Here is a 23,842-nt window from a genome sequence, read left to right on the forward strand (position 1 = left end):
GCAGCCGCCTTTATTCACCTTGAGGGACTTATCGTGTCTATGTTGAACAAACCTGGGTTGACCACGTCGCTGACGGCCATTGCCGCGGCGTGTATGCTGGCCGCGTGCGGCGGCGGCGGTGGCGATGACGACAGCCAGTCGAACAGCGGCGGTGACAACGGCGGCAGCACGCCCGTCGCCACCACCTTCAGCGGCAGCGTGGCCTCCAGCGCCTACGTACCGGGCAGCGCCTCGGGCAATCCGACCCTCAAGCCCACCTACTTCGCCAACGCCACCGTGTTCGTCGACGCCAACGGCAACGGTATCGCCGACAGCGACGAAACCTCCACGAAGACCGACGGCAATGGCCACTTCACGCTGACCACCCGCAGCAAGGGCCAACTGGTCGCCGACATCACCCCCAGCGCCAGCAGCAAGGCCACGGGCGAACAGGGCCCGACCCACCTGATCCTGCGCGCATCCGCCGCCCAGATCGCCGACCAGGGCGCCGACAAGATCGTCATCAGCCCCATGTCCAGCGAAGTGCAGCGCCTGGTCGAAGCCAACGGCACCGACTACGCCGCCGAGAAGACCGCCCTGGCCGCCAAGCTGAACGGCCCCGCCTTCAACCTGGGCCAGGCCAAGATCACCGCGGCCAACGTGCTGGCCGACGTCAACCAGGTCGGCGACACCGCCACGCAGTATGCCCTGCTGTACCAGGACAACATGCTGGCCAATCGCTACGCCTACGCCGCCAAGAAGCTCGACCGCGGCGACATGTACCCCGACAACCTGGCGGTGGCCGGCGGCGATCCGCGCCTGGTCGACATGCCCGGCGTGAGCAAGGCCACCTCGGTGCACCCGACGCAGGCGCAGACGAAGATCACCTTCGCGCAGTCGCAGCAGGCCGCGTTCGAGATCGAAGGCATCCCCGCGTACGACAACATCTTCATCATCATGGAAGAGAACAAGTCGACGGACGCGATCCTGAAGAACCCGCGCGCGCCCTTCATCAACTACGTCCTCAGCACCTACAACCAGCTGAGCACCTACTACGCGACCGGCAACCCGTCCGAGCCGAACTACACGGCCCTGGGCGGCGGCGACGACAACGGCATCACCGACGACAGCTGGTGGGGTTGCGGCTCCATCGGCGACTACGCGCTGAAGGACAAGGCGTTCGCAGGGGGCATGGCCTCGGACGGCCAGCCCCTGCCCGCTACCGGCGCGCTGCCGCCCAAGGACAGCGCCCACCTGGCCAGCTACAGCGCGGCCAGCACGACCTGCGGCGACAACCCGACCCCCGGCGCGATCGCGGCCCACAACCTGACGACCGAAAACCTGTTCACGCTGATGTCGAAGGCCGGCATGACCGTGCGCACGTACAACGAGTCGATGAATCCGGGCCAGGACGCGCGCGCCGACAGCATCGCCGACCCCGCCGTCATCGGCACCTACAGCGAGAAGGACCTGATCGGCAAGAACGGCACCATCACAGGCACGCCGAACTTCGCCGTCGTAGGCGGCCTGTACAAGGTCAAGCACGGCCCGTCGATCGCCTATCAATCGGCGCGCAACCTGCCCGAGTTCTACGCCGATAACCGCACCATCTTCGGCACGCAGTACGACGAAGCGGCGTGGAAGGGCTCGTCGGTCTACCCCGAGTACGACAAGTCGAAGTGGATCTATGACCAGTTCGGCAAGGACCTGGACACGGGCGACGTGGGCAACCTGAACTTCATCGTGCCCGACCAGTGCGACGACATGCACGGCGTGGGCAGCGACCTGAGCTGCGCCAACAGCAGCAACGGCCAGACCGCCGGCATCACGCGCGCCGACATCTACCTGCAGAAGGTCGTGGACCGCATCCAGAAGTCGGCCCTGTGGAACAACAAGCACAAGCGTGTCGCGATCGTCGTGATGTTCGACGAAGGCGCAGGCTCGAGCACCGCGTGCTGCGGCTGGAACGCCGCCGGCCGTGGCGCGGGCGCCGCTCCGCTGAAGGTCGGCTCCGACGGCAAGGTCACGATGGGCACGGCGCCGACGAACTATGACCGCGGCAACTTCGGCCACGGCAACTCGATCTTCGGCGTCCTGACCAACCAGCAGGACCTGGGCTCGGCCAAGAAGGGCGTGGTCGACAGCGATGCCTACAGCCACTTCGCGCTGGTCCGCACGCTGCAGGACATGTTCCAGATCGGCGACCCCGCCGACGACTCGACCTACCTGAACCGCGCGAAGTACACGGAAGCGTTCATCGCGCAGAACATCATGAACCTGCCGGAGTTCGCGGGCAGCGCCGACACGCACTTCGACTCGGTGCGTCCGATCAACCACGCCTATGTGATCCCGGCCGGCTACACCCAGAAGCTGAACCCCGTGGACGTCTCGGGCGTGAAGGATGCCAACGGCAACCCGGTGCTGGACGGAGTCGTCATCCCCCAGGTCGGTCCGGACCGCAGCCAGCTGAACATCTGGGCCGTGAAGTAAGCGCCTGATGGCACTGCAAGCCAGTAGCAGGCACTGAACAGGCAGGAAGCGGTCTTTGGCCGCTTCCTGCCTGCTGCATTGAAAACGGTAAAGGAAACGCAATGCGCAAGGTCCATTCGGCCATGTTGTACTCGGTCCTGTTGTCGGCCGCCCTGCTGGGCCTGTCGGCCTGCGGAGGCAGCGACGACTCGGGCTCGTCCACTTCGTCGGGATCCGGCTCCGGGTCCGGCGCCGGCGGCGGCACGGATACCTCCAGCGCCCCGGCCAGCAAGCTGAGCCTCGTGGCCCAGGTCGGCCAGAAAGTCTTCTTCGACAAGAATCTCTCCGGCGGCAAGAACATGTCGTGTGCCACCTGCCACGACCCCGCCTACGCCTACGGCCCGCCCAACAGCCTGGCCGTGCAGCTGGGCTCCGATCCCGCGGTGGCCGGGCAGCGCGCCGTGCCGTCGCTGCGCTACCGCGACGCGACGCCGCCCTACGACGACAACGCGCCGAACCCGGACAACGTGACGTCCGACTCTCCCGGCGGCGGCTTCATGTGGGATGGCCGCGCCGGCACGCTGGCCGAGCAGGTCGGCTTTCCACTGCTCAATCCCGTCGAGATGAACAATCCCTCGAAGGCCTCGGTGGTGCAGGCCGTGCAGGCCGCCTCGTACGCGGACCTGTTCAAGCAAGCCTTCGGCGCCGAAGCGCTGGGCGACACCGACGCCGCCTTCGCCGGCATCGGTCGCGCCATCGAGGCGTTCCAGCGCGAGGACGCCAGCTTCCATCCGTATTCCAGCAAATACGACCTGTATGCCCACAACAAGGTGGGCGGCACCTTGACCGCGGCCGAAACGCGCGGCCTGATGATCTTCAACAGCGGCAGCATCGGCAACTGCGCGGCCTGCCATTACCCGGGCGCGAATTTCGAAGGCAACAGCGGCCTGATGAGCGACTTCACGTACCAGGCGCTGGGCGTGCCGCGCAACGACAAGTCGATCCCGAACAACCCCTCGCCGATCCCGGCGAACCAGGATGCCGGCTACTACGACATGGGCGTGTGCGGCCCCACGCGCACCGACCACGCGCCAGGCGCTCCGGGCATCCCCACGCCGGACCCGTACTGCGGTCTGTTCAAGGTGCCCGTGCTGCGCAACGTGGCCACGCGCAATGCGTTCTTCCACAACGGCGTCATGCATTCCCTGAACCAGGTCGTGCACTTCTACAACACGCGCGACACCAATCCCGAGTACTGGTATCCCCAGAGCGGCGGCACGGGCGCGCCGGTGGACAACCCGTCGTACGCGCTGTTCCCGCAGTCCGTGCCGGGCGCCACCGTGAAGAAGTTCAACGACCTGCCGGTCGCCTTCCAGGGCAACATCGACGAAGAGATTCCCCTGGGCACGGGCGACGGCGGCGACAACACCCTGGGCGGCGGCACGATGCCCCGCCAGCCGGGCAGCGCGCCCGTGATGTCCGAGCACGACATCCAGGACCTGCTGTGCTTCATGGACACCCTGACCGACGGCTACAAGCCGCCCGCGAGCCCGCCCACCAGCGGCCCTTGCGTGAACTGACTTCTTTTCGCCCCGCACTGATCGCCAACAATGAAACGATTTTCGAATACCGTCCGCAACGCGGGCACCGCCTTCTCCCTGTCCCTGCTGATGCTGGCCACCGGCCACGCCGCGCCGGGAGAAACCGCGCCGGCCGTCGCCACGGCGGCCGCCGCCAACATGGAGAATTTCACCGGCACCATCACGCGCTACCTGGCCCAGCGCGGCCACGTGTGCCTGGCGAAGTACCAATGGCCCATCTACGTGACCCAGCAGGACCAGGCCGCCAGGACCCGGGACGCGACGCAGATGCCTGTGCTCGAGAAGCTGGGCCTGGTCAAGGGCCTGGACACGCCGGTCGAGGGCACGGACAACGACGGCAAGAAGATCTGGGCGCAGGCGCGCCAGTATTCGCTGACGGAAGAGGGCAACAAGTACTACCTGCACCAGCCCGTGGTGATCGCCACGGGCGGCCAGCAGACCACGCACCCCGCCGACTTCTGCGTCGCCACGCTGACGCTGGACAAGGTGATCGGCTGGGAACCGCCCGTCAAGCAGGGCGACGACACGCGGACCTCGGTGCTGTACACCTACAAGATCGATCCCGCCCCCTGGACCAGGGACGCCGACTTCCAGCGCGTGTTCCCCATGGTGGCGCGCCTGGTCGAAAGCGCCGGCACGCTGCAGCTGCGTGAAGGCGTACGGCTGACCAAGGACGGCTGGGTGGCGGAAGAACTGTTCCAGCGATGATCGTCAACTTCGCCAACGAAGCGCGCGACTGGATCGCGCAGAACCTGATGCGCGGCTGCCAGCCCGATACCGTGGTCCGCGAACTGGTGGGCAACAAGGTCGAAGGCGAGCTGGCGGTCGCGATGGTGCAGTCGGTGCTGAATGCCCTGCTCTATGGCGAAGCCATGCCCGAAGGCAGGCTCGACCTGGACGCGCCACCGGCCCAGTACGTGCCCGATCCCAGCCGCCTGGGCCGCGCCTCGGTGCTGAAGACCGGCAAGCGCGACGTGCCCGTGCTGGCGCGGCTGCAGCGCCCCAGCGCCGCGCTGCTGGGCAACGTGCTGGACGCGGAGGAATGCCGCCAGCTGATCGCGCAGGCCAGGCCGCGGCTGGCGGCGTCCACGGTGGTGGATCCGATCACCGGCCTGGACCGGGTGGCGGACCATCGCAGCAGCGCGGGCATGTTCTTCAAGCTGGCGGAAACGCCGCTGGTGGCACGCATCGAGAAGCGCATCGCCGAGCTGACGGGCCTGCCCGTGGAACACGGCGAAGGGCTGCAGATACTGCACTACCCGACCGGCGCCGAAAGCACGCCGCACTACGATTTCCTGATGCCGGCCAACGAGGCCAACAAGGCGTCGATCGCGCGCAGCGGCCAACGCATCGCCACCTTCATCATGTATCTGAACGACGTGGACGCGGGCGGAGAGACCGGGTTTCCCCACGTGGGCTGGTCGGTGCTGCCGCGTCGGGGACAGGCGCTGTTCTTCGAATACGGCAACGCCGCCCGCAAGACCGACCCCATGTCTCTGCATACCGGCGCGGCGGTGCTGGCCGGCGAGAAATGGATCGCGACCAAGTGGGTGCGCGAGCGGGAATTCATTCCCGCGTCGGCGTGATTCGTCGGCGGCTCGGCCGGCGTGATTCAGTCAGCGTGATTCCATCGGCGTGATTCGGCCCGCGCGACTTGATCGCCGCGACCCGGCCAGGTCGCGGACGCCAGCCAGGCCGTGAACGGTCCGCCCGAACGGGCAGCGCTTACGCCGCCCCGCCCTTGCGCGGCTTGCGGGGCGCGTTGCGTGCCAACCGGTCGTACAGCGCGTTGGGCAGCAGCCGCATCAGCCTGGCCACCACGCCCATCTGCCACGGGATGACCTTGTACGAGGCGCCGCGCGCGATCGCGTCGTGCGCGCGCAGCGCGAAGGCGTCGGCGTCCATCAGGAAGGGCATGCGGTAGGGGTTGTGCGCCGTCATCGCGGTCTTGATGTAGCCCGGCGCGATGGTGACGACCCGCACGCCGCTGCCCGCGAGCTCCAGCCGCAGGCTTTCGCAATACGTGACCACCGCCGACTTGGACGCGCTGTAGGCGCCCGCGCCCGGCAGCCCGCGCACGCCGGCCACGCTGGCGATGCCGACCAGCCGGCCGCCGCGTGCCGCGCGCATGGGCTCGATGAAAGGCTCGAAGGTGGACACGGTGGCCAGCACGTTGGTGGCGAAGATGGACTCGAAGACTTCGTAGTCTTCGAGCTGCCCGGTGACGGTGCCCGCGCTGATGCCGGCGCTGGCCACCACCACGTCGACCTTGCCGGCGCACTGCATGAGGAAATCCGCCGCCGCCCGGTGCAGGGCGGCGCGGTCGCGCACATCCAGGGCATAGCAGTGATGCGTGCCGGGCAGCGAGTCGGCCAGGGCTTGCAAGGCATCCGCGCGCCGGCCCACCAGGCCCAGCGTGGCGCCGCCGGCGGCATAGCGCCTCGCCAGGGCCAGGCCCAGGCCGCTGCTGGCGCCGGTGATGAAGATGTTCTGCGACATGGGGTCTCCTGTGACCGCGCCGCTGCCTGCAAGGCAAGACGCAGCCCATCGATCGGCCGTGCGGGCAAGGATGCGTGCTGCAACGGCGCGCACCGCCCGCCAGCAGCGAATTTACAGGAAGATCAGGGCCAGGATGCCCAGCACCAGCGCCCACTTCAGCACGTAGTACAGCGTCTTGTTGTACTTCTTGATGCGCTTGCCGAAGCGGCGCACCGCGTACACACTGCCGAAGATGCGGTTGATGCCGCCGGTGCGGTCGCCTTCCTGGTTGGGCGAGGTGGCCGCGCGCAGCAGCAGGACGGCGAAGAAGTGGTTGATCGCCTGTGCCCAGCGGTACTTCATCGGACGCTCGATGTCGGCGAACAGGATGATGCGGTTCTGGTCGGTGCGGTTCTCGGCGAAATGGATGAAGGTCTCGTCGAACACCACGGCCTCGCCGTCGCGCCAGTGATAGCTTTGCCCGTCGACGTTGATGTAGCAGTCGGGGCTGTTGGGCGTGATCAGGCCCATGTGGAAACGCAGCGAGCCCGCGTACGGGTCGCGATGGCGCGGCAGCTTGCTGCCGGGCGGCAGCGCCGCGAACATGGCGCCCTTGATACCGGGGATGTCGGCCAGCAGCTTGGTGGTGACCGGGCACAGCGCGCGCGCCGAGGGATGGTCGGTGTCGTACCACTTCAGGTAAAACCGCTTCCAGCCGCTCTTGAAGAACGAATTGAAACCCGCGTCGTTATAGGTACTGGAGGCCTTGATGTGGCCCTGGCCGAACAGTTGCTCGGCCTCGGCCCGGATGTCCTGCCAGCGCGCCATCAGCGGCGCCATGTCCGGGAATTCTTCCAGGTCGATGTACGGCTTGTTCGGCACGCGCGAGAAGGCGTACATGAAGACGTTGATCGGCGCGGTAAAGGTGGAGTGGTCCAGCGCCTGGCGCGCAAACCGGTGCCGCACACGCCCCCGAAAGTGGACCACGGTGGCGGACACCACGAACAGGGCAAGAATGAACCATTTCATGAATGACTCCCGCAAGGCGCATGGCGGGTGGCCATGCCGCGGCTATACGACTACGGGCTGTACTACTACGGACCGACTGCGGACTGTACTACTACGGACTAGGAGGGGCTGCATCAAGAAACCGGGGTTCCCTCAAGAACCCCGGATGACTGCTCGACTTACGACTGCTTGGGCAACGCCGCGTGCAGTTCCTGCAGCGGGTAGACCTGCAGGCCGCCGCCCTGGCGCATGTACTGCATGCCTTCGACGGCCGCGCGGGCGCCCGCGATGGTCGTGAAGAAGGTAACACGGTTGGCCAGCGATTGCGTACGGATGGTACGCGAATCGGCGATGGCGTTGCGGCGTTCCTCGACGGTGTTGATGACCAGCGACACTTCGCCGTTCTTGACCATGTCGACGATGTGCGGACGGCCCTCGGTGACCTTGTTGACCACCTGCACCGGGATGCCGGCGGCCTCGATCTGCGCCGCGGTGCCGCGCGTGGCCGTCAGCTTGAAGCCCAGGTTGTGCAGGCCGCGCGCCACTTCGACGGCGCGGGGCTTGTCCTGGTTCTTCACGCTGATGAACGCGGTGCCCGAGTCGGGCAGGCGCACCCCGGCGGCCAGCTGCGACTTGACGAAGGCCTCGCCGAAGCTGGTGCCCACGCCCATGACCTCGCCGGTCGACTTCATCTCCGGCCCGAGGATCGTGTCCACGCCGGGGAACTTCACGAAGGGGAACACCGCTTCCTTCACGGAGAAGTACGGCGGCACGACCTCGCGGGTGATGCCCTGCTGGGCCAGCGTGCGGCCGGCCATGGCGCGCGCGGCGATCTTGGCCAGCTGCAGGCCGGTGGCCTTGGACACGTAGGGCACCGTGCGCGAGGCGCGCGGGTTCACTTCCAGCACGTACACGTCGCCGTTCTGGATGGCGAACTGCACGTTCATCAGGCCGCTGACGTTCAGCGCCTTCGCCATGACGGCGGTCTGGCGCTTGATCTCGGCGACGGCTTCGGCCGACAGCGAGTAAGGCGGCAGGCTGCACGCCGAGTCGCCCGAATGCACGCCAGCCTGTTCGATGTGCTCCATGATGCCGCCGATGAAGACGGTCTCGCCGTCGGCCAGGCAATCGACGTCGACTTCGATGGCGTCGTTCAGGAAGCGGTCCAGCAGCACCGGCGAATCGTTGCTGACCTTGACGGCCTCGCGCATGTAGCGCTCGAGGTCCTGCTGCTCGTGCACGATTTCCATGGCGCGGCCGCCCAGCACGTAGCTGGGACGCACGACCAGCGGATAGCCGATCTCGGCGGCGTGCGCCAGGGCTTCGTTCTCGGTGCGCGCGGTGCGGTTGGGGGGCTGGCGCAGGCCGAGCTTGTTCAGCAGCTTCTGGAAGCGCTCACGGTCTTCCGCCACGTCGATGGACTCGGGGCTGGTGCCGATGATGGGCACGCCATTGGCTTCCAGCGCGCGCGCCAGCTTCAACGGGGTCTGGCCGCCGTACTGCACGATCATGCCGACCGGGTTTTCCTTGTGGACGATCTCCAGCACGTCCTCGAGCGTGAGCGGCTCGAAGTACAGGCGGTCGGAGGTGTCGTAGTCGGTGGACACGGTCTCGGGGTTGCAGTTGACCATGATGGTCTCGAACCCGTCTTCGCGCAGCGCCAGCGCGGCGTGCACGCAGCAGTAGTCGAACTCGATGCCCTGGCCGATGCGGTTCGGACCGCCGCCCAGCACCACGATCTTCTTGCGGTCGGTGGGCTGCGACTCGCACTCTTCCTCGTAGGTCGAGTACATGTAGGCGGTGCGGGTGGCGAATTCGGCGGCGCAGGTGTCCACGCGCTTGTAGACCGGACGCACGTTGAGCTGGTGGCGCAGCTTGCGGACTTCGGACTCGGCCGAATCCAGCAGGTAGGCCAGGCGGCGGTCGGAGAACCCGCGGCGCTTCAGCTCCCACAGCGTGGCGTAGTCCAGGTCGGCCAGCGTCTTCTGCTCGAGCGCCAGCTCGATGTCGACGATTTCCTTGATCTGGGCCAGGAACCAGGGATCGATGCTGGTGAGGTTGTGCACCTCGTCCAGCGAGAAGCCCTGGGCGAAGGCGTCGCCCACGTACCAGATGCGCTCGGGGCCGGGCTCGCCCAGCTCGACCTGCAGCTTCTCGCGGTCGGTGGTCTTCTGGTTCAGGCCGTCCACGCCGACTTCCAGGCCGCGCAGGGCCTTCTGGAAGGACTCCTGGAAGGTGCGGCCGATGGCCATGACTTCACCCACGGACTTCATCTGGGTGGTCAGGCGGGCGTCGGCGGTCGGGAATTTCTCGAACGCGAAGCGCGGCACCTTGGTGACGACGTAGTCGATGGTGGGCTCGAACGAGGCCGGGGTCGCGCCGCCGGTGATCTCGTTGCGCAGCTCGTCCAGCGTGTAGCCCACGGCCAGGCGCGCGGCGACCTTGGCGATGGGGAAGCCGGTGGCCTTGGAGGCCAGCGCCGACGAACGCGACACGCGCGGGTTCATCTCGATGACGATCATGCGGCCGTTCTGCGGGTTGACCGCGAACTGCACGTTCGAGCCGCCGGTGTCCACGCCGATCTCGCGCAGCACCGCGATCGACGCGTTGCGCATGATCTGGTATTCCTTGTCCGTCAGCGTCTGGGCCGGCGCCACGGTGATGGAGTCGCCGGTGTGCACGCCCATGGGATCGAGGTTCTCGATCGAGCAGACGATGATGCAGTTGTCCGCCTTGTCGCGGACCACTTCCATCTCGAATTCCTTCCAGCCCAGCAGCGACTCTTCGATCAGCAGTTCGCTGGTCGGCGAGGCTTCCAGGCCGCGGCGGCAGATGGTCTCGAATTCTTCGGCGTTGTAGGCGATGCCGCCGCCCGAGCCGCCCATGGTGAAGCTGGGGCGGATGACGGCGGGGAAGCCGGAGGTGCCGATCTCGGCGGCGATGCGGCGCTGGACTTCCCAGGCCTCGTCCATGCTGTGGGCGACGCCCGACTTGGCCGATTCCAGGCCGATGTCGGTCATGGCCAGCTTGAACTTCTGGCGGTCCTCGGCCTTCTCGATGGCGTGCTCGTTGGCGCCGATGAGTTCGACGTCGTGCTTGGCCAGCACGCCGTTGTGGGCCAGGTCCAGCGCGCAGTTCAGCGCGGTCTGGCCGCCCATGGTGGGCAGCAGCGCGTCGGGCTTCTCGCGCTCGATGATCTTCTCGACCGCCTGCCAGGTGATGGGCTCGATATAGGTGACGTCGGCCGTTTCCGGGTCCGTCATGATCGTGGCGGGATTGCTGTTGACCAGGATGGTGCGATAACCCTCGGCCTTGAGGGCCTTGCACGCTTGCGCGCCGGAGTAGTCGAACTCGCAGGCCTGCCCGATGATGATGGGGCCGGCGCCGATGATCAGGATGCTCTTTATGTCTGTACGCTTGGGCATGTCTTGGAATCTTTTATTGCTTCGGGCCGGCCATCAGGCTGATGAACTTGTCGAACAGCTCGAGGATGTCGTGGGGACCGGGGCTGGCCTCGGGGTGGCCCTGGAAGCAGAACGCGGGGCGGTCGGTCAGTTCGAAGCCTTGCAGCGTGCCGTCGAACAGGGACACGTGCGTGGCACGCGTGTTGGCCGGCAGGCTGGCGGCGTCGACCGCGAAACCGTGGTTCTGGCTGGTGATGAAGACGCGGCCCGATTGCACGTCCTGCACCGGGTGGTTGGCGCCGTGGTGGCCGGTCTTCATCTTGACGGTCTTGCCGCCGACGGCCAGGCCCATGATCTGGTGGCCCAGGCAGATGCCGAAGACCGGCATCCTGCGGTCCAGGAACGAGCGGGTGGCCTCGATGGCGTAGTCGCAGGGCTCGGGGTCGCCGGGGCCGTTGGCCAGGAACAGGCCGTCGGGATCGAGCTTGAGCACGTCCTCGGCGGGCGTCTGGGCGGGCACCAGCGTGATGCGGCAGCCGCGGTCGGCCATCAGGCGCAGGATGTTGTGCTTGACGCCGAAGTCGTAGGCCACGACGTGGAAGCGGTCCTGCTCGGGCGCGGCAAAGCCTTCGCCCAGTTGCCACGTGCCGCCCTTCCAGGGCTGGCTTTCCTTCAGCGAGACGACCTTGGCCAGGTCCTGCCCGGCCATGCCGGGAAAGCCGCGCGCCAGTTCGACGGCGCGCTCGGCATCGTCGCCGGCCAGGATGCAGCCGCCCTGGGCACCCTTGTCGCGCAGGATGCGGGTGAGCTTGCGCGTGTCGATGCCGGCGATGGCGACGATGCCCTGGGCAGCCAGGTACTCGGGCAGCGACTGGGTGGCGCGGAAATTGGACACGCGCGCGGGACAGTCGCGGACGACCAGTCCGGCGGCGTAGACACGGTTGGCCTCGACGTCTTCGGTGTTGACGCCGGTATTGCCGATGTGGGGATAGGTCAGCGTGACGATCTGGCCGTTGTAGCTGGGATCGGTCAGGATTTCCTGATAGCCGGTCATCGCGGTGTTGAACACCACCTCGGCCACCGTGTGGCCGGGCGCGCCTATCGATACGCCCCGGAAAATGGTACCGTCCGCCAGAGCCAGAATTGCGGGAGGGTAGCGGCGATTGGCACCATTATCGGCGCCATCGGAGCCCTCGGGAAAAAGTTGCGGCAGCACAGTAAACCCCGGTTTCAAAATCGATAATTAAACCTTTGGATTATACCCCGAGCGGGGCTTTTCCCTGGAAAACCGCGCCAGATAAGGCCAGATAGGCCATTTCACCTACGGTAAAAGAGGCCGCCGACGACCCGTCCCGCCCGCAACGGGGTCGCGCGCCTGAGGTACCCTATCCCTGCCAGACGGGCACCCGCCCTACCCGGCCCGCGCGCGCCCCAGCGGCGCGTTCCGATAGGCTTCCGAACCGATCCCATCTCCCGCTTCCATGACCAGCCTGCTCGATTCCCTGCGCCAGTACACCACCGTGGTCGCCGATACCGGCGACTTCGAAGTCATGCGCACGCTGCGCCCCACCGACGCCACGACCAACCCGTCGCTGATCCTCAAGGCCGTGCAGCAGGACGCCTACCGGCCGCTGCTGGCCCGGACGGTGCAGGACCACCGCGACGCGCCCACGGCGGAACTGGCCGACCGGCTGCTGGTGGCCTTCGGCACCCGGATCCTGGACATCGTGCCCGGCCGGGTGTCCACCGAGGTGGACGCGCGCCTGTCCTTCGATACCCGCGCCACCATCGAGCGCGCCCGCGGCCTGATCGCCCTGTACGAGGCGGCCGGCGTGGCGCGCGAACGCGTGCTGATCAAGATCGCCTCCACCTGGGAAGGCATCCAGGCCGCCCGCGTGCTGCAGTCCGAAGGCGTGCGCTGCAATCTGACGCTGCTGTTCTCGCTGCCGCAGGCGGTGGCCTGCGCCGAGGCCGGCGTGCAGCTGATATCGCCCTTCGTGGGCCGCATCTACGACTGGCACAAGAAATCGGCCGGCGCCTCGTGGGACGAGGCCGCGCGCGCCGGCGCCAACGACCCGGGCGTGCAGTCGGTAGCGCGCATCTACCGCTATTTCAAGCACTACGGCATCAAGACCGAGGTGATGGGCGCCAGCTTCCGCAACGCGGGCCAGATCCTGGCGCTGGCCGGCTGCGACCTGCTGACGATCAGCCCCGAGCTGCTGAACGAACTGTCGAACACCGAGGGCGACGTGGCGCCGGCCCTGCAGGCCGGCACGGGCGGCGACGAGGTCGTGCGCATCGAGGCCGACGAGATCGGCTTCCGCACGCAATTGAACGAAGATGCGATGGCGGGCGAGAAGCTGGCCGAAGGCATCCGGGCCTTCGTGGCCGACGGCAAGAAGCTGGATGCGCTGATCGAGGCGCAGCGGGGCTGAGCCGCCGCAAGACGACGCCACGGCGCCCCATGGCCCGCCATGGGCAAGAAAATGCCCCCTTGGCAAGGGGGCATCGGATCACACGGCGCGGGCCGCCCATCGGGTGGCCGCGCGTGGACTGGATCAAAGCTTCTCGGTCTCGCCCGACCTGGGCTGCCATTTCATCAGGCGCTTCTCGCCCACGCTGACGATGTAGTCCAGCACCAGCGCGAAGGCCGTCAGCACGATGATGCCCGCGAATACGGTATTCACGTCCAGCGTGCCTTCGGCTTGCAGGATCAGGTAGCCCACCCCGCTGGCCGAGCCCAGGTACTCGCCCACGACCGCGCCCACGAAGGCCAGGCCGACCGAGGTGTGCAGGCTGGAGAACACCCAGCTGGTCGCCGACGGCAGATACACGTGGCGCAGCAACTGCTGGCGGCGCGCGCCCAGCATGCGCGCGTTGTCCAGCAGCGTGGGGCTGACTTCGCGCACGCCCTGGTAGACGTTGAAGAACACGATGAAGAACACCAGCGTGACCGCCAGCGCCACCTTGGACCAGATGCCCAGGCCGAACCACATGCCGAAGATGGGCGCCAAAATGACGCGCGGCATGGAGTTGGCCGCGGTGATGTAGGGGTCGAGCACGGCGCTGACCTTGCGCGACAGCCCCAGCCACAGGCCGGCGCCCAGGCCGGCGACGGTGCCGATGATGAAGGCCAGCACGGTTTCGGTCAGGGTGATCCACAGGTGGCGGTAGATGTCGGCATCCACCACGAACCAGTTCCAGATGCGGCCGGCGACCTCGAGCGGCTGGCCGAAGAAGAACGCGACGCGCGGGCTGGCGGATGCGAAATGCCAGACGCCCAGGATGAGGACCAGCAGGCCCAGCTGCCACGCACGCAACGTGGCGGAACCCGATTTGAACGACTTGGACATGGCTTCAGGCTCGCTTCTGCTGGGCATAGCCCTTGAGGACTTCTTCACGCAGCACGTCCCAGATGGCGGCGTGCAGTTCGACGAAGCGCGGATGCGTCCGCACCTCGGCCACGTCGCGCGGACGGGGCAGGTCGATGGCGAATTCGCCGATGGGATGCGTGCCCGGCCCAGCCGACAGCACCACCACGCGGTCGCTCATGGCGATGGCCTCGTCCAGGTCGTGCGTGATGAACAGCACGGCCTTGCGCTTGGCCATCCACAGGTCCAGGACCTCGTTCTCCATCAGCTGGCGCGTCTGGATGTCCAGCGCCGAGAACGGCTCGTCCATCAGGATGATGTCGGGGTCACGGATCAGCGTCTGCGCCAGCATGGTGCGCTTGCGCATGCCGCCGGACATCTGGTGCGGATAGCGGTCCTCGAACCCGCCCAGGCCCACGCGCCGCATCCATTCGCGGCCGCGCTCTTGGGCCTCGGCGCGCGCCACGCCGGCGAACTCCAGGCCGGCCGTGACGTTGTCCAGCGCGCTGCGCCACGGCAGCAGCGCCTCGCCCTGGAACATGTAGCCGGCGCGCTCGTTGATGCCGGTCAGCGGCTTGCCGAAGACCTTGACCTGCCCGGTCGACGGCGCCAGCAGGCCCGCGCCGACGTTCAGCAGGGTGGACTTGCCGCAGCCGGTGGGGCCGACCACGGAGACGAACTCGCCCGGGGCGATGGAGATCGTGGCGTCCTGCACGGCCGTGTAGCGCTTGCCGCCGCCCTCTCGGGCAGCGAACGTGCAGGTGATGCCCTCGAGCGACAGTGCTGCATCAGCCATTGGCGTACTTCTCGTTGGCTCGCTTGACGAACTCGTTGGTGAAAGTCTTGGACAGGTCGATCTTGGACTCGTCCATCTGCACGTAGCTCAGCAGCGCCTTCAGCGCGGTCTTGGCGCCGTCGTCGGGGAACGAGCCGTCGGGCGAGATGCCTTCCTTGCTCTTGGTCAGCGAGGCCTTGTAGACCTCGGGCTCGCCCAGCAGGTAGCTGGCGGGCACCGCCTTGGCGATCTCTTCGGGCGAGGCCTTGGCGATCCACTTGTCGGCGCGCACGATGGCGTTGGTCAGCGCCTGCGCCGTATTGGGATTGGCGCTGATGAAGTCCTGCGAGGCATACAGGCAGCCGGCCGGCATGTTGCCGCCGAAGGTGTCGATGGTGTCCTTCAGCTTGCGGGTGTCGACCACCACCTGGATCTCGCCGGCGGTTTCCAGCGCGGACATCACCGGGTCGAGGTTGGCGATGGCGTCGATCTGGCCGGTGCGCAGCGCGGTGACCGCGCCGGCGCCCGCGCCCACGCCGATGAAGGACACGTCGGACGGCTTCATGCCGTGCTTGGCCAGGAAGAAGTTGACCAGCATGCTGGTGGACGAACCCGGCGCGGTGACGCCGACCTTCTTGCCCTTCAGGTCGGCCGGGGTCTTGTAGCCCATCTTGGAGGACACGCCCAGCACGATCATGGGCGCGCGGCCCTGCAGCGCGAAGGCGCGGTAGAACTGGCCTTTCGATTGCAGGTTGATGGTGTGCTCGTAGGCGCCCGAGCAGACGTCGGCGCTGCCGCCGACCACGGCCTGCAGGGCCTTGGAGCCGCCCGCGAAGTCGGCGATGCTGACGCTCAGGCCTTCGTCCTTGAAGTAGCCGCGCGCTTCGGCGATGGACAGCGGCAGGTAGTAGACCAGGGCCTTGCCGCCGACGGCGAGCTGGACGCTGGACTTCTCGAGTTTCTGGGCACGCACGATGGCGGGGGCCAGGCTGAGCGAGCCGGCGGCGCCCGCCAGCTTCAGCAGATCACGACGAGTGACTGACATGGATGTTGTCTCCTGTTGGGCCGCGCGGGGCGGCATGGCAACGCACCTGGACGACGCACGATGCGGTTGCGTACCGGTTTGCCGATCTGCGCCGGCTTCGATTGCCGCAGCATCATACCCCAGCGCCCCGGGCGCGATCTTCGGGATGATCCCCTAGAAAAAGGGGTTGGCAGCACGTCGCGCGGAATCCGGGCCCATCCGCGCACGGCGCGGTCCGGACGGCTAGGACTCGCGGCGCTCCATCAGCGCCCAGGCGATGGTGCCCGCGTCCACGTACTCGAGCTCGCTGCCGGCCGGCACGCCGCGCGCCAGGCGGGTGACCTTCAGGCCCAGGCCGGACAGCGCCTCGCTGACGAAGTGCGCGGTGGTCTCGCCCTCGGCCGTGAAGTTGGTGGCCAGGATGACCTCCTGCACCACGCCGTCGGCGGCGCGGTCGATCAGGCGCTGGAAGTCGAGCTCGCGCGGGCCGACGCCCTCCAATGGCGCGACCCGGCCCATCAGCACGTAGTACAGGCCGCGATAGCCGTGGCTGGACTCGATCATGTTCTGGTCGGCCGGGGTCTCGACCACGCACAGCACCGAGGCATCCCGCTTGGGATTGGCGCAGACGGCGCACAGCTCGTCTTCGGTGAAGCTGTTGCAGCGCGCGCAATGGCGCAGGTTCTGCACCGCGCCGGACAGGGCACGCCCCAGCATGTCCGCCCCCTGCAGGTCGTGCTGCAGCAGGTGATAGGCCATGCGGCGGGCCGAACGCACGCCCACGCCGGGCAGCCGGCGCAGCGCCTCGATCAGCGCGACCAGGGGTTGTGGCTCGGGAAGCTGGGAATCCATGATGCCTGGAGTCCGCCGGCGCGTCGCCGCGCGGACGGAGTCAGATTCAGAACGGAAGCTTCATGCCGGGGGGCATGGGCATGCCGGCGGTGACGCCGGCCATCTTTTCCTGCGAGGTGGCCTCGGCCTTGCGCAGCGCGTCGTTGAAGGCGGCCGCGACCAGGTCCTCGATCATGTCCTTGTCGTCGCCGAACAGGCTGGGGTCGATGACCACGCGCTTGACGTCGTTGCGGCAGGTCATGGTCACCTTGACCAGGCCGCCGCCCGAGGCGCCCTCGACGATGATCTCGGCCAGGGCGTCCTGGGCCTTCTTCATGTTTTCCTGCATCTGCTGGGCTTGGCGCATCAGGCCGGCCAGTTGTCCTTTCATCATGATCTGTCTTCCTTGAAGGGAGGGAACGATACGGTAGGCCGCGGCGCGTCAGTGCACCGGCGGCGTGTCGGAGGGGCGCACCGAATTGGGCACCACGTGCGCGCCGAAGCGCGAGATGAGCGCCTGCACGAAGGGGTCGGCCTGGACCGCCTCTTCGGCGGCCTGCTGGCGCGCGGCGCGCTCGATGCGGGCCACCGCATGGGCCGTGCCGTCGCCGGTGGCGCCGACCTGGATCTCCAGGCGCAGGCCCTGCCCGAAATGTTCGCACAGCACCGTCTGCAGGCGCACGCGGCTCTCGCTTTCGGCCAGCGTGCGCACGGCCACGCGCAGCACGACGGCATCGCCCTGCACGCCCGCCCACTCGCTCTGCTTGGCCAGTTCGGCGGCCAGGCCCGTGACGGGCAGCCTGGCGGCCAGCTCGGGCCAGCCGTCGGCCGACATGTCGGCCAGGCGTGGGGTGCGCGAACTGCCGGCACGCGGCGCGGCGCGGCGGCGCACGGGAGCCGGGCGGGCCTCGCGCGGCTCGGCGGGCGCGGCGCCCGGCGAGGCCAGGGTTTCGAACTCGTCGTCGGGGTCCGGGGTGAAGGCCTCGGCATCGTACGGGATGTCTTCCGCCACCCAGTCCGGCGGGCCGTCGTCGTACGGCGGCGGGCCGTCATCCCGGGAAGAGGCGTAGGCCTCGTCGGGGATGTCGAGGGGTGGGGGTTCGGAGGAGGCGGAGGCCGGGGCGGTGGGCTTCGCGGCGGCCGGGGCGGTCGAGGCGCTTGCGGCGTCTTCCGATGGCGCGCGGCTCGACGGCGCGGCGGGGGGCGAGGATGGGTTCGACGGCGCGGCGCTGCCGGATGTGATGCCTGCTGGCGCGGGCTCGGAGGATCGCGACGGCGCGGCGGGGGCCTGCGAGGCCGCGACGGCCGTCGCCGACGGCGTGGGCAGGTCTTCCCATGGGGGAACGTCCTGCCCGCCGGCAATCGAGGCAGCGGGCGCGTTTGCGGGTCCCTGGGCTACGCCACCAGCGGGCGTGGCAGAGGCGCTTGCGGGCGTGGACGCGCCTGCCGTGGCCGCGGGCGACTGCGGCGCCGGGGCGGTGTTGCCGACCGTCTGTGTCGATGCGGTCGCCGCGTGGGTGGCCGCATCGGCGTTGCCTGTGGCCGTGCGCGGCGTATCGCCTGTCGGCGCGGACGGCGCGGCGGTCGGCTGTACGGGCTGCGGTGCCGGTGCCTGCTGCGCAGCAACTTGCGGCGCGGCGGCGGGCGATGCCGCCTGCGCCCCTTGGGCAACGGACCCCCGTGCCGCGGCGGAGGTCTGCGCGGCAGTGGGGGCCTGTGCAGCGATGGGCGTTTGTGCCGCGGCAACCGCAGCGCCGGACGCCGCCGCGCCGGGCGCCGCTGCGCTCTGCGGCGTGGCCGGGGGCGATTGCAGCGCCGTGGCGGGACCGGCGTCGCCATTGAGCGCCAGCATGCGCAGACAGGCCATCACGAAGCCGGCGTATTCGTCAGGCGACAGCGTGAGCTCGCCACGGCTGTGGACGGCCACGGAATAGAACAGTTGCACCGCATCGGGATGCAGCACGCTGCCCAGCCGCACGATGTCCTGCGTCAGCGGGTCTTCGGCGGGCAAGGCGCCCGGCACGCGCTGGGCGATGGCCACCTTGGACAGCAGCACCGACAGGTCGGCCAGCGCGCCCGCGTACGACAGGCCGCGGGTGGACAGTTCATCGGCCACCGACAGCACGCCGGTGGCGTCGCCGCCGGCCAGGGCCTCGAGCAGGCGCACCAGATGGCGCTGGTCGATGGTGCCCAGCATGCCGCGCACGGCTTCTTCCGTCAGGTTGCCGGCGCTGTAGGCGATGGCCTGGTCGGTCAGCGACAGCGCGTCGCGCATCGAGCCGGCGGCCGCCTGGGCCACCAGGCGCAGCGCGGGCACTTCGAAGGGGATGGTCTCCTGCCCCAGCACTTCCTGCAGATGGCCCACGATGGACTCGGGCGGCATCTGCTTCAGGTTGAACTGCAGGCAGCGCGACAGCACGGTCACCGGGATCTTCTGCGGATCGGTGGTCGCCAGGATGAACTTGACGTGCGGCGGCGGCTCTTCCAGCGTCTTGAGCATGGCGTTGAACGCATGCCCGGTCAGCATGTGCACTTCGTCGATCATGTAGACCTTGAAGCGCCCCGCGCCCGGCGCGTAGACCGCCTGCTCCAGCAGTTGGGTCATTTCCTCGACGCCGCGGTTGGAAGCGGCATCGAGCTCCAGGTAGTCGACGAAGCGGCCCGCATCGATCTCGGTGCAGGCGCGGCAGTGGCCGCACGGCGTGGGCGTGATGCCGGTCTCGCAGTTCAGGGACTTGGCCAGGATGCGCGACAGCGTGGTCTTGCCGACCCCGCGCGTGCCGGTGAACAGCCAGGCGTGATGCAGCCGCTGGGTCTGCAGCGCGTGCGTGAGGGCGCGCACCACGTGGTCCTGTCCCACCAGGGTCTCGAACGATCGCGGGCGCCACTTGCGGGCCAGTACCAGATAAGTCATGGGCGGATTGTAGAACCAGTTGCGCGCATCGACATGGCGAAGGCAAAAAGGGCGCCGCGGCCGGCATGCGAGCGGATTCATCGAATCTCGCTACACGCCTTTCGCGGCGCCCCTTTTGGAGAAACCGGATGACGAGCCTGACTTCGGCACTGATCCTAAACGACTATGGCTGCTTCGTTCCCGACCTGACCAGGTTCACCGCCGAACCATGCGAAGGGGCCCGTCGACATCAATTCTAGCAGAACGGGCTGGACGCCCGTTTCTGCGACGAATTGATGTCGGCGGGCCCCGGGGGGCCACTCTGTTGGACCCCCGCCCCGACTCTCCCCCGAGGGGGAGGGAGCCGGTGAAGGCCCCTCCCCAGCCCTCCCCCCTGGGGAGGGGATTGGCGCTTGGCGCCCTTTTTCCATGCTTCTTTCTTTTGGAGCTTGGTCGGCTGTTCTTGGATGCTCTTTTTATAAATCCAGCCATAGGCTGGCCCTGGGGAAGTACAGGGCGGCCCTGGCCTTGCGGCCGTCCAGGGCGGTGACCTGGCGGCAGTAGCGGTCCAGTTGGTCGCCGTGGCGTTGACGCATGCGTTCGGCGAAGACGGGTTCGGGTTCGCCGGGGTGCGGGCGGCCGGTCTTGTAGTCGACGATCAGCCAGCCCTCTTCCGTGCTCAGGGCCAGGTCGATCACCGAGACCTTGCCGGTCGAGTCGATCAGGGGCCACTCGCGGCGAGCGCCGGATTGGGACAGCAGCCACAGGCCGCGCTCGTGCGACAGCGTGGCCACCAGGGTGTCCAGCACGGCCTGGGCGGCGTCGCCGGCCAGCGGGGCCGGAACGCCGGCGCGGGTCAGCTGCTTGTGCAGCAAGGGCAGGCGCGCGCGCAGCGCGTCGGCGGGCCAGGCGGACAGGCCGTCCTGGCCGATGCGCGCCAGCCAGGCGTGCGCCAGCGTGCCGATGGCCGCGTCGTAGGCGGCCTCGAGTTGCCAGGCGGGATGGTCCGCGCCCTGGTTCCATTGCCTCGCGCCGACCGACGGCATCGCGAAGCCGGGATTGGCCGCGGTGCGCGGGCGGCCGGCGAGCTGCGCCACGGACTCGTCCGCCAGGCGGCGCAGCGGGCGGCCGCGCAGCGCGGCATGGCCCTCATCCAGGCCTTCGTCCAGCGGCTGCCACTGGGGCGGCGGATGCTTGCTGGCCTCGGGCAGCCTGCCCCAAAGGCGCCCCAGCAGGCTGCTGGACGCGGGCGGCTTGGCCTGCCCCGAGGCCGGATCCACCGCCACGTTGGCGACCAGGTGCAGGCGATGGCGCGCGCGGGTGGCGGCCACGTACAGCAGGCGGTCGGTCTCGTAGGCGGCACGGCGCTGCTCGCGCTGCATCAGGTAGCGCGAGATCGGATCGGGCTCCCGCTCGGCGCGCGGTTTGGCCGGGCCGAACAGCACGCGCTGGCCGCTCTGCTCGAAGCTCACCAGGGGCGCACGGTCGCCGCGCGGCGCCTTGTGCAGGCCAAACAGGATCACCGTGTCGAACTGCAGGCCCTTGGACTTGTGCATGGTCATGATCTCGACCACGCCCCCCCGCGATTCGTCCACCGGCGCGGGAGCCGCGTACAGGCGCGCCAGGGCGGCGTCCAGGCGGACCGGGTCCAGCCCGCCATGCGGCGCCAGGCGCTCCAGCAGCAGGAACAGGCTTTCGGCGTCCTCGGCGGCGCTGGCGTCCGCGTACAGGGCGGGGCCGCCCAGGCGCCGCCACAGGGCCTCGAGCCACGCGGCCAGCGGCAGCGCGCCGGCCCGGTTTGCATCGTCCAGCAGGATGCCCGCCGCATGCCGCAGGCGCCGCAACTCGGCGTCGGACAACAGCTGCGCCGCGCGGCAGGGCTGCGACGGCGGGGCGTCGAACAGGCCCATCTGCGGCGCGTGCCCGGCGGCCGCCTGCACGGCGGGCTCGCGCAACGCGTCGGCCAGCAGCGTGGGCACGGGCGTGGCCAGGTCGTGGCCGAACAGTCCGTGCAACGACTCCAGCGTCAGTCCGCACCACGGCGCACGCAGCACGGACAGCCACGCCAGGCGATCCGCGGGATGCGCCTGCGCGCGTACCAGCTGCACCAGGTCGGACACCACCTCGCGCTGCGCCAGCGGCACCAGCTCCACGGCGCGGCACGCGATGCCCTCCTGCGTCAGGCGCCGCACCAGCTGGCCCAGGTGGCCGCGCGCGCGCACCAGGATGGCCACGGGATGCCTGCTGCGCGGGTCGGCCTCGGCCAGCGCCTGGCGCACCAGCTGCACGGCCAGCCGTTCGGCCTCGAGGTCGGACTGGCCGGTGCCGGGCATGCCGAACGCGCCATGGAACTGCACGGCCGTGCCGGGCAGGGGCTCGTTGAAGGCGCGCGAGTCCGTGTACGAGATGGCGCCGGCCGCCGCGTTGTCCTTCGCGGGCAGCAAGGTGCGGAAGGTCTCGTTGACCCATTCGACCACGCCCGCCTGCGAACGGAAGTTGTCGGTCAGGTTCAGGAAGTCGGGCCGGATTTCGCCCACACCGGTTTGCGCGGCCTGCAGGAACAGGCCCACCTCGGCCTTGCGGAAGCGGTAGATGGACTGCATGGGATCGCCCACCAGGAACAGCGTGCGGCCATCGCCCTGCTGCCATCCCGCGGTCAGCGTGGACAACAGATCGCTCTGCGTCATGCTGGTGTCCTGGAACTCGTCGATCAGCAGATGGCGGATGGAGGCATCCAGCTTCAGCAGCAGTTCGCCAGGGTCGTCGGAGGTGCCCAGCGCCATCGCGGCGCGCTGCGCGATCTCGATGAAATCGACCTCGCCGGTCTCGGCGAAGCGCAGGTGCAGCTGCGCCACGGCCAGCTTCAGCGTCATCAGCTGCGCGCCCAGCACGCGCCATTGCTCGTCGGTGAATTTAGCGGGCGGCACGGTGCGCAACGCATCCAGCGCACCGATCCAGTCCGCCGCGGGATCGGCCGACTCCAGCCAGTCGGTGAACGGCGCCTTGTGCTCGCACTTGGCCGGAAAGCCCAGGGTCTTGTTCACGCCGCGCGGGCTGCGCAGCTTGCCGTCGCCCGTCAGCAGCAGGTGCGCCACCGCCTGCCAGCCTTCGAGCATGTCGGCCTGCGCGTACAGTTCGTCGTGCCAGTCGCGCAGCGCGGCCAGGCGATGCTCGGGTCCCCCTTCGTCCAGCACGGCCGCAGCCATGCGCGCCGGGCCGCGCAGCGCGTCCTGCCAGCCGTACGGCATGGCGCCCAGGGCGGCGTCCAGGTCTTCGGCGATGGCCTCCGCCAGGGCATCCTGCAGCGCCTCGCGGTCGCTGCCGTGCCGCAGCAGCGGCAGCCACTGGTCGCGCTGGCCGAGCATGCCGGCCAGCGCCTCGCGCGCGGCCAGCGTGTCCACGTCCAGGTGCGACAGCAGGATGCGCACGGCCTCGAAATCCTCGGCCAGATCCAGCGTGGCGCGCGCCGCGGCATCGTAGTGCGCGGCCGCGTCGTCGGCGATCTGCGGCATGCCGCCCAGCTCCGACAGCCACGGCATGCCGCGCACCAGCCCCGCGCAGAACGAATCGATGGTGCGGATCGCCAGCCGCGCCGGATGGCGCAGCAGCTTCCAGCCCTTCTCGTCGTCGCGCGCGAGCGCCGCCCGGGCCAGCTCCCAGCTGCGGCGTCCATGCTCGCTGTCGGGCGGCGGCGCCATCGCGTCGCGCAGCTTGCCCAGCACGCGCGCGTGCATCTCGGAGGCCGCCTTGCGCGTGAAGGTGATGGCGACGATCTCCTCGGGCCGCTCGACCGTGGCCAGCAGCGCCAGGATGCGGTCGGTCAGCAGCTCGGTCTTGCCCGAGCCGGCCGGCGCCTGCACCAGGAACGATTGGGTGGGATCCAGCGCGCGGGCGCGCGCCAGATGATCGGAGGGCTGGCGGGCGGTCATGGGCGCGGCTTCCGGCAATGGATCGTGCCGCCAGGCGGATGGATATCCGCGCAATGCGCGGCGACGTGCGCGAGCAGGCG

Annotated in this window: 16 protein-coding genes and 1 other RNA gene; 5 read left to right on the top strand and 12 right to left on the bottom strand. The window is 68.7% G+C overall.

What is annotated here, in order from left to right; genetic code table 11:
- Positions 1-39 precede the first annotated feature (39 nt).
- The 4 genes from FS845_RS18220 (at position 40) to FS845_RS18235 (ending at position 5,635) form a co-directional block, all read left to right on the top strand.
- A complete protein-coding gene (locus tag FS845_RS18220; RefSeq protein ID WP_186332327.1) occupies positions 40-2,469 on the top strand; it encodes an alkaline phosphatase family protein in 2,430 nt (809 codons plus the stop codon).
- 101 nt (positions 2,470-2,570) lie between these two features.
- Positions 2,571-4,028, top strand: a complete 1,458-nt coding sequence (locus FS845_RS18225) for a cytochrome-c peroxidase (RefSeq protein WP_144637900.1) — start codon at positions 2,571-2,573, stop codon at positions 4,026-4,028.
- 30 nt (positions 4,029-4,058) lie between these two features.
- Positions 4,059-4,757, top strand: a complete 699-nt coding sequence (locus tag FS845_RS18230; RefSeq protein ID WP_409929308.1) for a hypothetical protein — start codon at positions 4,059-4,061, stop codon at positions 4,755-4,757.
- Positions 4,754-5,635, top strand: a complete 882-nt coding sequence (locus FS845_RS18235; RefSeq protein ID WP_144637902.1) for a 2OG-Fe(II) oxygenase — start codon at positions 4,754-4,756, stop codon at positions 5,633-5,635. Before FS845_RS18230 ends, FS845_RS18235 begins: the two co-directional genes overlap by 4 nt.
- A gap of 139 nt (positions 5,636-5,774) precedes the next feature.
- Here FS845_RS18235 and FS845_RS18240 read toward each other — a convergent pair whose 3' ends face one another.
- The 4 genes from FS845_RS18240 to carA all read right to left on the bottom strand — a co-directional run bounded on the left by FS845_RS18240 (position 5,775) and on the right by carA (position 12,155).
- Positions 5,775-6,548, bottom strand: coding sequence for an SDR family oxidoreductase (locus tag FS845_RS18240; RefSeq protein ID WP_144637904.1), 774 nt, complete (start codon positions 6,546-6,548; stop codon positions 5,775-5,777).
- Positions 6,549-6,659: 111 nt separating this feature from the next.
- Positions 6,660-7,556, bottom strand: a complete 897-nt coding sequence (lpxO, locus tag FS845_RS18245; RefSeq protein WP_144637906.1) for a lipid A hydroxylase LpxO — start codon at positions 7,554-7,556, stop codon at positions 6,660-6,662.
- Between the two features lie 158 nt (positions 7,557-7,714).
- Entirely contained in the window at positions 7,715-10,960 is a 3,246-nt protein-coding gene (carB, locus tag FS845_RS18250) for a carbamoyl-phosphate synthase large subunit (protein WP_144637908.1), read from the bottom strand.
- Positions 10,961-10,973: 13 nt separating this feature from the next.
- Complete coding sequence (carA, locus tag FS845_RS18255) at positions 10,974-12,155, bottom strand: glutamine-hydrolyzing carbamoyl-phosphate synthase small subunit (RefSeq protein WP_186332328.1); 1,182 nt, start codon at positions 12,153-12,155, stop codon at positions 10,974-10,976.
- 265 nt (positions 12,156-12,420) lie between these two features.
- Between carA and tal the strand changes: the two genes are divergently transcribed.
- On the top strand, positions 12,421-13,374 hold the full coding sequence (gene tal, locus FS845_RS18260; protein ID WP_144637910.1) for a transaldolase: 954 nt from the start codon (positions 12,421-12,423) through the stop codon (positions 13,372-13,374).
- Positions 13,375-13,497: 123 nt separating this feature from the next.
- On the opposite strand, the gene FS845_RS18265 is transcribed toward tal, so the two are convergent.
- From FS845_RS18265 to FS845_RS18300, 8 genes are all read right to left on the bottom strand, one after another.
- On the bottom strand, positions 13,498-14,292 hold the full coding sequence (locus tag FS845_RS18265; protein WP_144637912.1) for an ABC transporter permease: 795 nt from the start codon (positions 14,290-14,292) through the stop codon (positions 13,498-13,500).
- Between the two features lie 4 nt (positions 14,293-14,296).
- Positions 14,297-15,106, bottom strand: coding sequence for an ABC transporter ATP-binding protein (locus tag FS845_RS18270; RefSeq protein WP_144637914.1), 810 nt, complete (start codon positions 15,104-15,106; stop codon positions 14,297-14,299).
- A complete protein-coding gene (locus FS845_RS18275; RefSeq protein WP_144637916.1) occupies positions 15,099-16,130 on the bottom strand; it encodes an ABC transporter substrate-binding protein in 1,032 nt (343 codons plus the stop codon). The genes FS845_RS18270 and FS845_RS18275 overlap by 8 nt, the downstream gene beginning before the upstream one ends.
- Before the next feature lie 222 nt (positions 16,131-16,352).
- Positions 16,353-16,961: a recombination mediator RecR gene (gene recR / locus FS845_RS18280; RefSeq protein ID WP_144637918.1), complete on the bottom strand. Its 609-nt coding sequence runs from the start codon at positions 16,959-16,961 to the stop codon at positions 16,353-16,355.
- 46 nt (positions 16,962-17,007) lie between these two features.
- Entirely contained in the window at positions 17,008-17,334 is a 327-nt protein-coding gene (locus FS845_RS18285) for a YbaB/EbfC family nucleoid-associated protein (RefSeq protein WP_144637920.1), read from the bottom strand.
- Between the two features lie 48 nt (positions 17,335-17,382).
- Complete coding sequence (gene dnaX, locus FS845_RS18290; protein ID WP_144637922.1) at positions 17,383-19,854, bottom strand: DNA polymerase III subunit gamma/tau; 2,472 nt, start codon at positions 19,852-19,854, stop codon at positions 17,383-17,385.
- Between the two features lie 127 nt (positions 19,855-19,981).
- Positions 19,982-20,079: signal recognition particle sRNA small type (gene ffs, locus FS845_RS18295), an RNA gene on the bottom strand.
- 230 nt (positions 20,080-20,309) lie between these two features.
- The gene (locus FS845_RS18300; protein WP_144637924.1) at positions 20,310-23,762 is read right to left on the bottom strand and encodes a UvrD-helicase domain-containing protein; all 3,453 of its coding nucleotides are present in this window, start codon (positions 23,760-23,762) and stop codon (positions 20,310-20,312) included.
- Positions 23,763-23,842 lie beyond the last annotated feature (80 nt).

The organism is Bordetella genomosp. 13, from assembly GCF_007679965.1.
GTDB lineage: Bacteria > Pseudomonadota > Gammaproteobacteria > Burkholderiales > Burkholderiaceae_B > Bordetella.

Coding starts and splice junctions, on each gene's coding strand:
- FS845_RS18220 (WP_186332327.1), top strand. CDS start 40: ATGTTGAACAAACCTGGGTTGACCACGTCGCTGACGGCCATTGCCGCG.
- FS845_RS18225 (WP_144637900.1), top strand. CDS start 2,571: ATGCGCAAGGTCCATTCGGCCATGTTGTACTCGGTCCTGTTGTCGGCC.
- FS845_RS18230 (WP_409929308.1), top strand. CDS start 4,059: ATGAAACGATTTTCGAATACCGTCCGCAACGCGGGCACCGCCTTCTCC.
- FS845_RS18235 (WP_144637902.1), top strand. CDS start 4,754: ATGATCGTCAACTTCGCCAACGAAGCGCGCGACTGGATCGCGCAGAAC.
- FS845_RS18240 (WP_144637904.1), bottom strand. CDS start 6,548: ATGTCGCAGAACATCTTCATCACCGGCGCCAGCAGCGGCCTGGGCCTG.
- lpxO (WP_144637906.1), bottom strand. CDS start 7,556: ATGAAATGGTTCATTCTTGCCCTGTTCGTGGTGTCCGCCACCGTGGTC.
- carB (WP_144637908.1), bottom strand. CDS start 10,960: ATGCCCAAGCGTACAGACATAAAGAGCATCCTGATCATCGGCGCCGGC.
- tal (WP_144637910.1), top strand. CDS start 12,421: ATGACCAGCCTGCTCGATTCCCTGCGCCAGTACACCACCGTGGTCGCC.
- FS845_RS18265 (WP_144637912.1), bottom strand. CDS start 14,292: ATGTCCAAGTCGTTCAAATCGGGTTCCGCCACGTTGCGTGCGTGGCAG.
- FS845_RS18270 (WP_144637914.1), bottom strand. CDS start 15,106: ATGGCTGATGCAGCACTGTCGCTCGAGGGCATCACCTGCACGTTCGCT.
- FS845_RS18275 (WP_144637916.1), bottom strand. CDS start 16,130: ATGTCAGTCACTCGTCGTGATCTGCTGAAGCTGGCGGGCGCCGCCGGC.
- recR (WP_144637918.1), bottom strand. CDS start 16,961: ATGGATTCCCAGCTTCCCGAGCCACAACCCCTGGTCGCGCTGATCGAG.
- FS845_RS18285 (WP_144637920.1), bottom strand. CDS start 17,334: ATGATGAAAGGACAACTGGCCGGCCTGATGCGCCAAGCCCAGCAGATG.
- dnaX (WP_144637922.1), bottom strand. CDS start 19,854: ATGACTTATCTGGTACTGGCCCGCAAGTGGCGCCCGCGATCGTTCGAG.
- FS845_RS18300 (WP_144637924.1), bottom strand. CDS start 23,762: ATGACCGCCCGCCAGCCCTCCGATCATCTGGCGCGCGCCCGCGCGCTG.